This window comes from Colwellia sp. TT2012 (assembly GCF_001440345.1).
In the GTDB taxonomy this organism is placed as follows: domain Bacteria; phylum Pseudomonadota; class Gammaproteobacteria; order Enterobacterales; family Alteromonadaceae; genus Colwellia.
In genome coordinates, this window is record NZ_LJYX01000021.1 from 105,691 (window position 1) to 120,371 (window position 14,681).

Here is a 14,681-nt window from a genome sequence, read left to right on the forward strand (position 1 = left end):
AGGGGTCTCTCTTTCTTATAATTTTATAATGCTAAAGACTGGCCATGAAAGGCAAAATCTTTAGCATTACGTTGAATAAATCATTAAACTGTTAAGTGCGGTGTTAACTGCTGTGTTAAATTTACGCAGCGCGCAGTATACCTAATAACAGAGCGCTAATAAACCAATGCGAATAAAGGCTCAACAATTAAGTATTTATGCTTTAGCTTCGGGTAAAATTACGGGTTATTATCAGACGTTAATCGACTGACTTAAAGTCGATTTTATTCTTTTCATCTTGGCGTTCACTTATCGCGTGTGCTTTGGCACGGATACGCTGCTCCAGTTGATCAACAAGATTATTATTATCAAAACGTTCTTTTTGACGTATGCCATCTAAATAAAAGCCACTTTTTTTACTACTGCCGGTTAAGCCTAAGTCTGACACCATAGCTTCCCCCGGACCATTAACAATACAGCCAATGATAGAGACATCCATCGGCGTCATAATATCTTCAATACGCTGCTCTAATGCATTGACCGTTGCCACCACATCAAACTCTTGCCGAGAACAACTTGGGCAAGCAATCAAGTTAATACCGCGACTGCGTAATTTCAGCGACTTTAAAATATCAAAGCCCACTTTTATTTCTTCAATCGGATCGGCGGCAAGAGAGATACGTATAGTATCACCAATGCCTTGTGCTAATAATATGCCCAAACCAACGGATGATTTTACCGAACCAGAACGTAAACCACCAGCTTCTGTGATGCCCAGGTGTAATGGGTTATCAATTTGCTTGGCCAGTAACTTATAAGACTCAACGGCAAGGAAGACATCAGACGCTTTAACGCTGACTTTGAACTCATGAAAATTTAATTTATCGAGAATATCGACATGACGCATAGCCGACTCTAACAAAGCTTCAGCGGTTGGTTCAGTATACTTTTCTTGAATATCTTTCTCTAAGGAGCCGCCATTAACGCCAATGCGAATGGGAATGTTGTAATTTCGAGCACACTCAACCACACTACGTACTCTATCAATCCGGCCGATATTACCTGGATTGATACGTAAACAGTCGGCGCCGTACTCAGCAACTTTTAGCGCGATACGATAATCAAAGTGAATATCAGCGACTAAAGGCACATTCACTTGTTTTTTAATGGCACGAAACGCTTCAGCAGCATCCATTGTCGGTACACTTACCCGTACTATATCGGCACCAACAGCTTCCAGCGCCTTTATTTGCGCCACGGTCGCGTCAACATCTGTGGTCGAGGTATTGGTCATTGATTGCACAGTAATAGGGGCATCGCCGCCAACCGGAACATTACCGACCATAATTTGGCGCGAGACACGACGTATAATTGGAGATTCTTTAAACATAATTTTTCTTTATATAAAGGGTAGTAACTTAACTCAACAGTAAGTACTAATAACTATTCAACAGTACCTATTTAGCAATACCTATTTAGCAATACCTATTTTAATATGGCCTACTCAACAATGATGGGTAAATTAAATTTAGCAATATTTCCAACAGCAAACGCAGACATGTCTACGGGCTGGCCATTAAAGACAATACTGGTTAACTCAGGTTTACCGACGGTAATACGCAGTGGCGCCTTACCTTGAATAGTCATCACATAACCTGACTTTTTAACACCCCAAGCAATCCGCTCACCGTTAGCATCATAAATATTTACCCAGCAATCACCCTTAAAAGTAAACACTGCGGTACTTATCTCTGGCTCCTGGGATTGTGACACGTCACTTGCTGCTATTACTGCCGATGAAAGCTGAGTATCTTTAGCAATAACAGGCTCACTCTCAGGCTTCGACACTAGTTCAACTTTGCTGTTATTGGCAATGGCTTGAACTTGGCTATTAACTAAAGCGGGTCGTTCACTTAAAGGGTTAAGCACAATCGCTGCATTTTCTCGCTCTTCGCTAGTATTTTCCAGGTTAACGGCTAAAGGCTTTGCGCTAACATTGGAAGCACCAGCCGCTTGCTGGTCACTGTCTTGCTGCCACCATAAAACGGTCAAACCGATTAATACAGCCACGATAAGATAGCTTAACCACATAACACGACTATGCTCAGCTTGCTTCGTGGTTTCATTAGAAAAACTCAACATTTCACTACGTTGAATATTAGCCGCATCAAGTGCATCATAACTGGCCAAGACATCCTCTACGTCAACGGCGACTAATTTAGCATAATTAACCAGGTAACCTCGGGTGAAAGTAACCGGTATTAAAGGGTCAAAGATATCGTGTTCCATATCGTTAACCAGAGCTACCTTAAAGTTCAGCTTACTGGTGATATATTCTTGTGAGAGTGATAACGTTTTTCGAGCGTCGCGCAACATAGCTCCTGGGCTCACCATTTCCATATTTTTACTTAGCTCGGTGGTTTTGTCGCTAATTTTATCGGTGACTTGTTCGGTAATATCACCTTGTTGTTCTTTATCTGGTTTTCCAGTCGGGGTTACATCATTAATCATTAATATTATTCACTGTTAGAGGGGCAACCACATAGAGCTTATCGCCTGCCTGGATTTTGTTTTTTTCAGAGATATGATTCCACTGCCGTAATGCTTTTAACTTAACGTTATATTTCAGCGATATATTGTAAAGATTTTCACCTAGAATCACGGTGTGCAAAACATTTTTAGCATCAACTGAGGTTATCTGAGCGACGACATTCGTTACTTCTTTAGTTATTACTGGTTCAGGCGTTACCGATGCAGCTGTTATAACCTCGGCGGCAAGTTGTTGAGGTAACGTTTCAGGTAAAGGCACATCACGTGTCGCTGGTATAGGTTTAGTTGAAGTAGGTTCAATGGTATCTAATAGCGATTGTTCAACTACTGGCACGGCTTTACTGACCGCTGTCATTTGCTCAGTGTTAGCTACGTGAGTTTGACTGACCGGCGTGCTAGCCGCTGCTACCGTTGCCACTACTGTAGTAGAGAGCAAAGCACTTCCTGAGCCAAGTGCGGCAAGTTGTGGCATCATAGTCTCTGCAGGTGCAACAGCAGTCGTAGCTGTCATTACTCTCGTAGGTACTTGCGCCGCCTCTACTAGGGCATTACTATTTTTAGTTAAACTAGCTGTTTTAACACTTGTGGTATAAGGCGAGTCGCCTACTTTTCTAGGCGAAAGTTTTACTACTCGTTTATTGCTAGTGGGGAATAACTGAGGATATTTTCCTTTCTGGCTAACTTTATACTTTCTCGCTAAATCATCCGCTTCAATAAAGTCCAAGTTATTGAGTAGATATTGCTTAGCCTCCCACGATTGCGGATACATTTTCACTAGCATATTGGCGTAATTACTTGCGGTACGCCGCTGACCTAACTTGCTATATAATTTATAAGCGAGTGCAAATGAGTCGGCCGTAAAGCGCTGGGTATGACGTTCAAATTTTTGTAAAAATCGCTTAGCTTCTGGGTAGTTTTCCATGGCATATTGTAACCGTACCATTTGTAATAAGCTTTTTGTTCTATTTGGACTATGTAATATAGCTTTATGAAAATACCTTTCAGCTTTTTCAAAGTCATTAATTTGTAAATAACAGGAGGCAATATTTTCATAACTTTGCGAGACCAAGATGTAACTCGGCACAGCAATCGCTTTTAAAAATTGAACTTCAGCAGCATCAACTTTACCTTGTCGACATAAAAACACCCCATAGTTATTTAGAGTATCCGCACTGTCGGCTTTGATAGCTAAAGCTTGTTCGAACGACGCAATGGCGAGCTTACTTTCACCTACTGTTTCATAGTAGTGAGCGAAGGCAGTATGTACTTGTACTAAGTCTGGAGAGAATCTTTTCGCTTTGTCTAAATTGAACTTAGCTTGAGACATGTTGCCCATTCTTAGGTAACCTAAACCTAAAGAAATACGAGTTGCCGCCATTTCATCTCGATTAGCTTTGTTTCTTACAATGGGCTCATTATTTTCAAAACTTTGGGTAACACAACCACTTAACAGCGACATTGAAACCACAGTCAAAATTGTCGGGAGAATATATTTAGCCATAGCTTTATCCATAATATGCAAAGTGTTGAACGCCTCTTATTGTCAGAGAAAGGTCACTAACTTAGTGACCATTTTAAAATAGCTTAAATAGCCAATAACATCGTTGTTTTCAATGCCAGCAGCCAGCTATTGCTCAAGCAAGCGCTTGGCGCTTGAATATTTGCCTTCATTGCTGCTGGTACAGTGGCAACGGTAAGTTTAATGAATGAAGTTGCTACTATTTTTCACTAAAAACAATACCCTAATGCTTAGACTACTTTGATAGAGATAGTGTCAGCTTTAGCCTGATCTTTCAATGAACTTATTTCAGCATTTTTTGCGCTGTTTTTAGCACTAAGAAAAGCACTTCGCTTAGTTCTATCTAATACATCACCGGCAAGCTGACCGCAAGCGGCATCAATATCACCACCACGTGTACGTCTAGTAATTACCGTTAAGCCATAACTTTGCAATACTTTATCAAAACGGTCGATTCGAGAGTTACTTGAGCGCTTATAAGGTGAGCCTGGGTATGGGTTAAAAGGGATCAAGTTAATTTTACTCGGCAAGCCTTTTAAAACATGAGCCAGTTCGTGTGCTTGATCAGTACTGTCATTAACATGATCCATCATGACATATTCAATCGTTACTTGTTTGTTTGCTTTTGAGCCATCAATATATCGTCCAGCTGCGGCAAGAAAATCTTCCAAGGGGTATTTCTTATTGATTGGCACTAATTCATCACGTAACTTATTATTTGGCGCATGAATGGAGATAGCTAAAGCACAATCAATTTTTTCTTTAAGCATGTCTAACGCCGGAACTACACCGGAAGTACTGACCGTCACTCGACGCTTGGACAGACCATAGCCTAAATCGTTCAACATGGTATCCAGTGCCGGGATTAAATTTTTCATATTTAATAGCGGCTCTCCCATACCCATCATAACAATGTTGGTAATAGGGCGAGTACCGGTAATGCGTGTTGCGCCAATATCATTGGCAACACGCCATACTTGGCCAATAATTTCAGCCACAGTTAAATTGCGATTGAAGCCTTGCTGGGCGGTAGCACAGAAGGTGCACTCTAATGCACAACCAACTTGAGAGGAGACACACAAGGTGGCACGACCATTTTCAGGGATCCATACGGTTTCAATTTCTTGGCCGCCTTCAAGTCTTAATGAATATTTAATAGTACCGTCAACCGACACTTGTTTTTCAGAAATTTCAGGTGCCGTTATTACACAATTACGCTGTAGTTTTTCCCGTAACTTCTTATTAATGTTAGTCATTAATTCAAAGTCACTGTAACCAAAGTGATAAATCCATTTCATCATTTGATCGGCCCTGAATGGTTTTTCGCCAATAGACTCAAAGTATTCACGCATACCTTTATGATCAAAATTAAGTAGGTTTATTTTACCGCTTACATCACTCATACAAAAAACTCTCAATAACTAACATCAAACTACGGCTAACAGTAGTCTAAAGAACAAGGCGCGAATTGTACGCTTTTTAAGCAACAATCGCAATTTTACTGGCTTATTTTACTGCGAATTATTATCCGCTTAAAATAACAAAAGGATTTTACTAATTACTCAGTAAAATCCTTTGTATTCGCTGCAATTAATGTTGCATTAACAGCTCGCTAATTTGTTCAAAATTATGGCGCTAGCACTACGTGTGCACTTGCGACAAAAAGATTGCACAAAGCAGTAACTGTTAAGCAATATTAACGAGTGCGAGCACAAATTTCGTCGTCTGAGAAGAAATAAGCAATTTCACGTGCCGCGGATTCTACCGCGTCAGAGCCGTGAGCAGCATTTTCGTCGATGCTATCAGCAAGGTCAGCACGGATAGTGCCAGCAAGTGCTTCAGCAGGGTTAGTAGCACCCATGATTTCACGGTTTTTAAGAACAGCGTTTTCGCCTTCTAAAACTTGAACCATAACAGGACCTGAAGTCATAAACTCAACTAAAGCACCAAAGAAAGGACGCTCACTATGTTCAGCATAGAAACCTTCGGCTTTTTCTTTGCTTAAGTGAATCATTTTAGCAGCAACGATTTTTAAACCAGCAGTTTCAAAACGGTTGTAGATTTGACCGATGAAGTTTTTAGCAACTGCGTCTGGTTTTACGATAGAAAAAGTACGTTCGATAGCCATGATAAGCCCTCTTAATTTAATTTAAGTTAAGTTGAAAATTTAAATGTCTCTTTAGCCATTGGTAAAACGGCTAAAAATTTGCGCGCATTATAGACGAAAAAACAGCAAAAAACTAATGATATCGTGTCAACAACATCATTAGTTTATTTAGTGGCTCTCAATTGAAAGTACTTTGTTAGCTAGAGGCCTTACGCACTGGTTCGACGATAGTGGCGGTAAACAGGTTTCCAGAAGTTACGCTCTATTTTAGCGCGCAATTCATCATCACTCATTGCCAACGCTAGGTTTTCTTTAAAAGCAACTTTAGCAATAGCAAAAGCGATGTCTTTGCTTAATTGGGCAATGGCTGTTAGCGGTGGTAATAGCTCATCAGACTCTTTATTAGCCAGTGGAGAAGCCGCGGCTAACTTTTCGCTAGCAACTTTCAGCATATCATCAGTTATGCGAGTAATACCTACTGAAACAACCGCTAAACCAATACCAGGGAAGATGTAACCATTATTACACTGGGCAATAGGGTACGTTTTACCTTGATATTCAACTGGCTCAAATGGACTACCTGTAGCAATAATCACTTGCCCTTTTGTCCAATTAATCACTTGGCTAGGGGTAGCCTCCACTTGACGAGAAGGGTTACTTAGCGGAAAGATAATTGGCAACTCGCAATGAGATTTCATCGCGGTAATCACCTCTTCAGTAAATAACCCCGCTTGACCAGAAACACCAATAAGAATATCAGGTTTTCCGCCGTGCATTACTTCAACAAGCGTGGCAAAATCCCCTTTAATATCCCAGCTAGCAATGTCGTCAGTGCTTTGCACGAGTTTTTCTTGGAAATCACGAAGGTCTTTCATACCTTGAGTTAACAAACCAAATCTATCCACCATATACACTTGGCTTCGGGCTTGTTTAGCTGAAATACCTTCAGACACCATCTGACTGATAATTTGTTCAGCAATACCACAACCCGCAGAGCCAGCACCAACAAAAGCCACGCTCAGCTCGGATAATTTAGTGCCTTTACTGCGACAGGCAGCAAGTAAAGTGCCAACAGTTACCGAAGCGGTTCCTTGGATATCATCATTAAAACAACAAATTCTATTACGGTATTTTTGTAATAATGGCATGGCATTGGCTTGAGCAAAATCTTCAAACTGCAGTAGAACCTGTGGCCAGCGGCGTTTAATAGCGCTAATAAATAACTCTAAAAACTCATCATATGAATCTTGATCGATACGCCTATGTCGTGCGCCCATATACATAGGATCGTCTAATAATTTCTGATTATTAGTACCGACATCAAGCATCACAGGTAAAGTATAGGCTGGGCTAATACCACCACAAGCGGTATAAAGTGATAACTTACCAATGGGAATGCCCATACCACCAATGCCTTGGTCGCCTAAACCTAAGATACGTTCACCGTCGGTAACAACAATGACTTTAACTTTGTTTTTAGTGGCATTACGTAAAATATCATCAATATTAAATCTATCTTCGTAAGAAATAAATAAGCCACGCGAGCTACGATAGATATCCGAAAACTGCTCACAAGCATCGCCTACCGTCGGGGTATAAATGATAGGCATCATTTCGGTTAAATGACTTTGTACTAACTTAAAAAATAGGGTCTCATTATTATCATGAATAGCACGTAAATAGATGTGCTTATTAATGTCACTATTAAAGCAGCGGTATTGACGATACGCCCGCTCAGCTTGTTCGTCAATCGTTTCATATCGTGGTGGCAATAAGCCCGTTAAGTTGAAACTACCGCGCTCTTCTTTGCTAAAGGCACTGCCTTTATTAAGTAGAGGGGTTTCTAATAATGAAGGTCCCGCATAATGGATATAAAGTGGGCGTTTGGATTGGGGCATTTGACTGACTGCTTATATGTTTGTGAATAATGGAAATCAGCCAAAAGTATAGATGATATTACCCCGACTGAAAAGCAAGACAATGCTTGAATTTGTTAAAAAAGAGCGCTATTTATCGAAATATATTGGTAATAAATTTTAAAAAGATATTTTGATGCTACTCTGTGAAAAATCAGTTACTTTTTTGTGGTGAAAGTACAGGCTTTACCTTCAGGAGACTATTACTTCAGGACATTATTATTTAGGACTAACAATCATTGCAGGTTAATCCATTCGCCTTAACCAAGCATTAATCAATCTCGGCTATCCAAGCCAGTTGAATGGCTTCAAGTACCCGTTCGCCGCAATGTTTTGGATCATCTTCAAAACGATCTAATGCCAGCACCCATAGTCTTAATTCGGTAAAGTGTAATTTGAAGGGATCAACATCAACATGTTGATCCATTAGATCAAGAGCGATCTCTTGAGAATCACTCCATAGTAGCCCATTTGCCATGATATTACCCCCATACTTAACTGCATGATTTTAAGGACTTAGCTAGCCACTAAAATAACAATTGAAAGAAAAATAAATCTATAAGTAACATTAGTATAAGCCAGATGAATAGCAACCTAGCCTTTCGACAAAAAGGACAATCGGTATGCCACCATTTTTTAAAACTCTTCATTATTAATCTACTCGTAAAACACCGCGCTATTATATCTCAACAAAATGATATCAACAGAACTTTTAAAAGATAATACCAAGATCCCTCGGCGAAAGTATTTGTCCTTATTCAATGTTAACTTGGTCACAACAAGAAATAAAATGCTAATATTACATAAATATTTAGTTTTATATTCTCTATAAATACCCAGGTGACCAAATGGATTCGTTCGACAAGCATATCCTTAGTATTTTACAAAAAGACTGTACCCTTTCAACCAGAGACATTGCCGAGCGAGTGGGTCTATCAACTACCCCCTGTTGGCGCAGAATTCAAGCAATGGAAAAATCAGGTGTTATTAAAGGCCGTGTTGCTTTAGCCGATCCTGAAAAATTAAATGTTGGCCTGTCTATTTTTGTTATGGTAAAAACCAATCAACATAACCCTGCTTGGTTAGCAAAATTTGCCCAAGTTGCGCAAGATTTCCCCGAAATTGTCGAGTTCTATCGTATGAGTGGCGATGTTGATTATTTGCTGCGTGTAGTTGTGCCCGATATGAAAGCTTACGATCGCTTTTATAAGGAGTTGATTACCAAGGTAGACTTTTCTGATATTAGCTCGAGCTTTGCGATGGAAGAAATTAAATATACCACTGCCCTACCGGTAGATTATATTTAGGCACACTTTCTAAATGGTTCTGTTGTAGTTTAGTGTTGCTGAGTAAAAAAGCGAGACGCGTTAACCCATCCATGGGGCTCTACACAAGCATCCATGCTTGTGAAACTCGCCTTTATCACTTCAGCAATACTTAATATAAAATCATAGGGGTATAATGTAGACCACTGTATTATGGAACAGAGCCGTCTAAATAGAAATCGAATAAAAGTAGAGTTTTTTAATAAGTTTTTATCAAAAAACCACCGTTACCTTGAGCTAACTGTGGTTTTTTTACTTTTACTTTTACTTTTACTTTTTAGTTGATTAAAATTGCGCTCCAAAGCTCAGGTAGTAGCCATCCAATTTAAAATCATCTTTGCTATCAACTACTGAATTATAACCCGCTTGTACTGAGTAGTTTGAGTTAATGAAATAACTCGCACTTACGCCATAATAATCACCCTCGCCAAAAGAATATTCATCTGAGTACACTACTGATATTGATGTTTTAGCGTCATAATAATAACTGGCATTAACACTCCAGTAATCATCAACGAATACAACATCTCTATTATCAAGGGTATATGCACCACCGAGCACTAAGTAGCTTTCCTCTCCTACCCCAAAGAAATAGCGAGATGACAGCTGATGAATATCAAAATTTTCATCAACATTATAGCTAAAGCCAATATAGTCGCTACCCGCTAATTGCCAGTTATAACTGGCGCTATAATTAAAAAAATCATCGCCATCACCACCATCGTTATAATGGGCGCTAATAACTAAATCGTCTGAAATTAAGTAGCCTAACTCGGTCGAATAATAACTAAGGCTGTTATCATAGGTATGACTTCCAACTGTATTCTCAGACTTGATGTAGGTATAACCTGCACCAATGATAAAGTTATTGGTTATCCACTGGCCGCCAATATCTACAGTATTATTACTATTTTTCCAGTTAACGCCATCAATACGTGAAGTGAAAGTCTCAATATTACTGTTACTTAAAGAAGCATAGATATTACTGCTGGTATTAATATAATCAAACTCATTTAAAGGACCAAGTGTTTGTTGCTCTTCAAAATAATACTGGCTAGATAAGACAATACTTGCTGAGTCCCATTTACTATAATAATCAAACACAGGTTCATTTACTGTCTGATTTTTTTGTGAATAATTTAATGTCGAAAATGACTGGTAACTTTCGGCAAGTACCGCATTTGAGAGCAGAAAAGCTGCTAGAGCTGAGAGTTTTGAGACTTTCATAAAATTTAACATCCTTATTATATTGCTTATTAAAAAGTAAAATTAATATGTCACTCTAATAGTAAACTGTCTACTAATAGATAATAAACCTACACTTTTTAGACAAATAGCTCACAGATAATATACGATTACTAAGGTGAATTAACGTAGTGTTTCACCCTGAAATGGCTTTATTAAACGATAAATACCACTAACAACTTCACTGTTGGACTAGCTATACTATTGAGATACAACGAAGCATTCAAATCGTCTCCTCTTACAGGTTTATTATGAGCACCATTAAGTTTTCCAGCACTGAAACAGAGCAACTAGTGAGTAAAATACAAGGCTATTTTAGCAAAGAACTCGACCAAGATTTGGGTCAGTTTGATGCCGAATTTTTATTAGATTTTTTCTCCAAAGAAGTTGGCGCTTATTTTTATAACCGTGGCTTGTTTGATGCACAAACGGTTATTGCCACTAAGCTAGAATATGTTAGTGAAATGATGCAAGAAGGTATTAGTGAAATAGAAAAGCCTGTTAGCTAGTTTCTAAAAAATGAGCGAGGTAATGCACTATGCCACTAACATAGGCATAAAAAGATACCCATAAAAAAACTCGCCGAAGCGAGTTTTTTAATAACAGTAACAGCTAAATGCTATTACTGTTTATTTAAAATATTTACTTTGAACATTTACGTTAAAGGACTATTTTTTGCTTTTTATCGGAAAACCGCGATCACGCATTAACGCCTCAACTCTCGCATTACGCCCTCTAAAGGCGCGGTACGCTTCGCTTGGAGCAACCGCGTTACGAACACTAAATAAATGCTCAACGAGTTTAGCGGCAACTTCTTTATCGTAAAAACCACCTGGCGCTTGGGCAAAGGCTTCAGCCGCATCAGAGGTTAATACTTCTGCCCACATGTAACCATAATAGCTAGCCGCATAACCTTCGCTGCTAAAGATATGACCAAACTGAGGACTACGATGACGCATCACAATTTGCTTCGGCATATTAAGGGCAGCTAACGTTTCACGCTCAAACTTATCGACATCAATACCAGTTGGGTCTACCGTATGGAATTTCATATCCACTAGAGCTGAAGCTAGATATTCCGTGGTTTTAAAGCCTTGATTAAAGGTAGCTGCTTGTTTAATTTTAGCCACTAACGATTTTGGCATTGGCTTGCCGGTTTTATAATGCACAAGGTAATTATCAATGACTTCATCGGTAGATAACCAACGCTCTAATAGCTGTGATTGAAATTCAGTGTAATCACGTACCCCTGAGTTCAACGTTGGGTACTCAACTTTAGAGGCTAAAAAGTGCAATGCATGGCCAAATTCATGGAAGTAAGTTTCCGCATCAGACCAAGAAATCAAGGTAGGCTGTCCAGCGATACCTTTAGAGAAATTGGAGTTGTTAGCAGACAAGACATTTTTCTTACCGTCAAAGGTGGTATGCGACCGATAAGTAGTTGCCCATGCACCTGAGCGTTTACCCTTGCGCGCAAATGGGTCTAAATACCATAAGCCAATATGCTCACCAGAGGTTTTATCTTTAACTTCCCAAACACGCACATCTTGATGGAATACCGGCACAGAGCCATCGGTTACTTCGGTAAAGTTAAAGTTAAATAAACGCCCTGCCACATAAAACATAGCTTCACGCAGGTTATTCAATTGCAGGTACTGTTTTACTTCATCTGAGTCTAAGTTGTATTTATCTTGACGCACTTTCTCAGCATAAAAACGATAATCCCATGCTTGGATTTGCTCGATACCATCTTGTCTCTTGCCTATGGCAAGCATATCAGCAACTTCTTCTTCGACACGGGCAATCGCGGCCGGCCAAACTGATTCCATCAAGGCAATGGCATTTTCAGGTGATTTAGCCATACGGTCTTCTAAGCGCCATGACGCATAATTTTTATAACCTAATAAACCAACACGCTCATGACGTAACTGTAAAATTTCAGCAATAATGGCATTGTTATCATACTGGTCGCCGTTATCACCACGACTATAGTAGCTGTGCCATACATTTTTGCGTAATTCACGCTCGGTTGAGTAAGTTAAAAAGGGATCCATTGAGGAGCGAGTATTGGTTATGGCATATTGACCTTGATGATCACGTTCATTCGCGGCGGCGGCGGCCACGTTAATAATGGATTCAGGTAATCCACCTAATTGTGACTTGTCTAAATACAGTACATAGCCTTCTTCATCCGCTAAGATATTATTACCGAACGTGGTTTGCAGCTGGGCTAAACGCAAATTTATATCTGCATAACGTTTTTTATCTGCCACATTTAAGGTCGCACCATTACGGGCAAAGCTATTATAAGTTAATAACACTAAACGCAGATTTGCTGGGCTCATCGCCTTAGTTTCATCACTGTTATACACCGCAGAAATACGTTTAAACAACTTTTCATTTTGATTTATTTTTGAATAAAACGTCGACAGTTTTGGTGCTATCTCACCTTGTAGTGCCCTAAATTCTGGGCTAGATTTGTTGGCACTCCAAATACCGTAATAGCTGAACAGACGGCTTAACTCTGCGCCCGTTTTTTCCATCGCTACTATGGTATTTTCAAAAGTAGGTGCTGAGGTGTTATTGGCAATGAATTCTACTTCCACCAATTTATCAGCCATGGCTTTATCCATCGCTGGCACTAGCCCAGTTAAGGTCACTTGATCAAAGGCAGGGACGCCCTGAAAAGGTCCTTGCCACTTAGCCAAAAGTAGATCTTGTGACTCTTGTACGGTTTGCACACTAGTCGCGTTATTTAATGTCTTAGCAGCAGGCTGAACATCCGTAGTATTAATTGCTGTTGAGCAACCCATCAAAATACTAGAAACTAAAAATGCCTTGATAAATAGGGGGTTCATTGAATATTCTCTTTTATAGTAATTAGTTCTAGTTTACCAAGCATCAAGTGGCGGGGATATATCAGTGATTACCGTCTATCGCAGTATCTATACGATTAAACTTATTTTTATACAGTAGACATAAAAAAGGCCGACTACTCATTGTAGCTGGCCTAAAGGGGAGTGGAGTATAACAAGTCCTTTCTCTGTCTCTTAAGAATGATAATGAAACCAATTAATATGGGTTGGCTGCATCCCTAAAAATGTGCTGAACTCGTTATTTACTCGCCGTAGTTTTAGCGTTATTATCAAAAGCAATAACGCAGCAGGTAAGCATTTTTAAACTCGCCTATTACCATGCTAACGTCGACATATTAACTATCAAGCAAGTAGCCGCTCTTGTAACCAAGCCGAAATATCTGTCAGCTGCTCGGGTAATACCGAATGCTCCATGGGGTAAGTTTGCCAAGTCACCTTATATTGAGCTGCGTTTAGCAATGCATTTGCCATTTTACCAGCACTCAAAGGGACAACATCATCTCGCTCGCCATGATTTTGCAAAATAGGGGTCGCTAGATTGGCGGGATGACATTGCTCGGGAAGTTTATCCGCGGTCGGTAAATAACAAGATAATGCCAAGATACCGGCTAAACTTTGCTCAAAACGTAAACCGGTAAATAAACTCAACACACCACCTTGGCTAAAACCAGCTAAGACAATATTTTTCGAGGCTATGCCCAAGTCAATTTGTTCTTGGATTAAGGTCTGTACTCGTTTTTCGGACTCAAGTACACCGGCCATATCAGCGCGATTATGTAAATCCATGCTTTTAATATCATACCAAGAGCGCATAACACAGCCTTGGTTAATCGTTACGGGCTGCTCTGGTGCATGAGGAAAAATAAAGCGAATACCGTGATTTTCTGGTAAAGCTAATACCGGCACAATAGGAGCAAAGCCTGCTCCTGAGTCGCCCAGTCCATGTAACCAGATGACACAGGAGGTTGCTGGTGATTTCGGTTCGATGGTAATTCGTTCAAGTGGCGGTGTTGACATAAAATTCAATGTTTTATTCGTTAATAAAAAGTTGTCACATCATAGCAACCGTTAGTCCTTGTGGCAAAAAGCAGCGTAGAATTACACTATTTTTACAATAACCTACCGACATTACTTTGAAAACAATTTAAAATGTGCGCGTTTTAC

The 14,681-nt window shown here is 39.7% G+C and carries 12 protein-coding genes; 2 read left to right on the plus strand and 10 right to left on the minus strand.

The annotated features are described in order from the left end of the window. Positions 1-238: 238 nt before the first annotated feature. The 7 genes from ispG to iscX all read right to left on the minus strand — a co-directional run bounded on the left by ispG (position 239) and on the right by iscX (position 8,549). Positions 239-1,369 carry a flavodoxin-dependent (E)-4-hydroxy-3-methylbut-2-enyl-diphosphate synthase gene (gene ispG, locus ASU03_RS14505; RefSeq protein WP_057832510.1) on the minus strand — a complete coding sequence of 377 codons (1,131 nt, stop codon included), beginning with the start codon at positions 1,367-1,369 and terminating at the stop codon, positions 239-241. A 110-nt stretch (positions 1,370-1,479) separates the two neighbouring features. Beyond that, on the minus strand, positions 1,480-2,490 hold the full coding sequence (locus ASU03_RS14510) for a RodZ domain-containing protein (protein ID WP_057832511.1): 1,011 nt from the start codon (positions 2,488-2,490) through the stop codon (positions 1,480-1,482). Continuing rightward, positions 2,483-4,030, minus strand: coding sequence for a type IV pilus biogenesis/stability protein PilW (gene pilW, locus ASU03_RS14515; protein WP_231731594.1), 1,548 nt, complete (start codon positions 4,028-4,030; stop codon positions 2,483-2,485). The genes ASU03_RS14510 and pilW overlap by 8 nt, the downstream gene beginning before the upstream one ends. A 248-nt stretch (positions 4,031-4,278) precedes the next feature. Further along, positions 4,279-5,451: a bifunctional tRNA (adenosine(37)-C2)-methyltransferase TrmG/ribosomal RNA large subunit methyltransferase RlmN gene (locus tag ASU03_RS14520; RefSeq protein ID WP_057832513.1), complete on the minus strand. Its 1,173-nt coding sequence runs from the start codon at positions 5,449-5,451 to the stop codon at positions 4,279-4,281. Between the two features lie 293 nt (positions 5,452-5,744). Next, complete coding sequence (ndk, locus tag ASU03_RS14525; RefSeq protein ID WP_057832514.1) at positions 5,745-6,176, minus strand: nucleoside-diphosphate kinase; 432 nt, start codon at positions 6,174-6,176, stop codon at positions 5,745-5,747. Between the two features lie 188 nt (positions 6,177-6,364). Beyond that, positions 6,365-8,053 carry an NAD-dependent malic enzyme gene (locus ASU03_RS14530; RefSeq protein ID WP_057832515.1) on the minus strand — a complete coding sequence of 563 codons (1,689 nt, stop codon included), beginning with the start codon at positions 8,051-8,053 and terminating at the stop codon, positions 6,365-6,367. A gap of 289 nt (positions 8,054-8,342) precedes the next feature. Then, positions 8,343-8,549, minus strand: coding sequence for a Fe-S cluster assembly protein IscX (gene iscX, locus ASU03_RS14535; protein ID WP_057832516.1), 207 nt, complete (start codon positions 8,547-8,549; stop codon positions 8,343-8,345). Between the two features lie 370 nt (positions 8,550-8,919). Here iscX and ASU03_RS14540 point away from each other — a divergent pair, with 370 nt between their 5' ends. Further along, positions 8,920-9,378, plus strand: a complete 459-nt coding sequence (locus ASU03_RS14540; RefSeq protein WP_057832517.1) for an Lrp/AsnC family transcriptional regulator — start codon at positions 8,920-8,922, stop codon at positions 9,376-9,378. Between the two features lie 303 nt (positions 9,379-9,681). Here the strand turns inward: ASU03_RS14540 and ASU03_RS14545 are convergent, their stop codons facing one another. Beyond that, complete coding sequence (locus ASU03_RS14545; protein ID WP_057832518.1) at positions 9,682-10,623, minus strand: putative porin; 942 nt, start codon at positions 10,621-10,623, stop codon at positions 9,682-9,684. 269 nt (positions 10,624-10,892) lie between these two features. Here ASU03_RS14545 and ASU03_RS14550 point away from each other — a divergent pair, with 269 nt between their 5' ends. Beyond that, positions 10,893-11,150: a DUF2164 domain-containing protein gene (locus ASU03_RS14550; protein ID WP_057832519.1), complete on the plus strand. Its 258-nt coding sequence runs from the start codon at positions 10,893-10,895 to the stop codon at positions 11,148-11,150. A 159-nt stretch (positions 11,151-11,309) separates the two neighbouring features. On the opposite strand, the gene ASU03_RS14555 is transcribed toward ASU03_RS14550, so the two are convergent. Further along, complete coding sequence (locus tag ASU03_RS14555; protein ID WP_057832520.1) at positions 11,310-13,499, minus strand: M3 family metallopeptidase; 2,190 nt, start codon at positions 13,497-13,499, stop codon at positions 11,310-11,312. 360 nt (positions 13,500-13,859) lie between these two features. Next, a complete protein-coding gene (locus ASU03_RS14560; protein WP_057832521.1) occupies positions 13,860-14,534 on the minus strand; it encodes an alpha/beta hydrolase in 675 nt (224 codons plus the stop codon). Positions 14,535-14,681 lie beyond the last annotated feature (147 nt).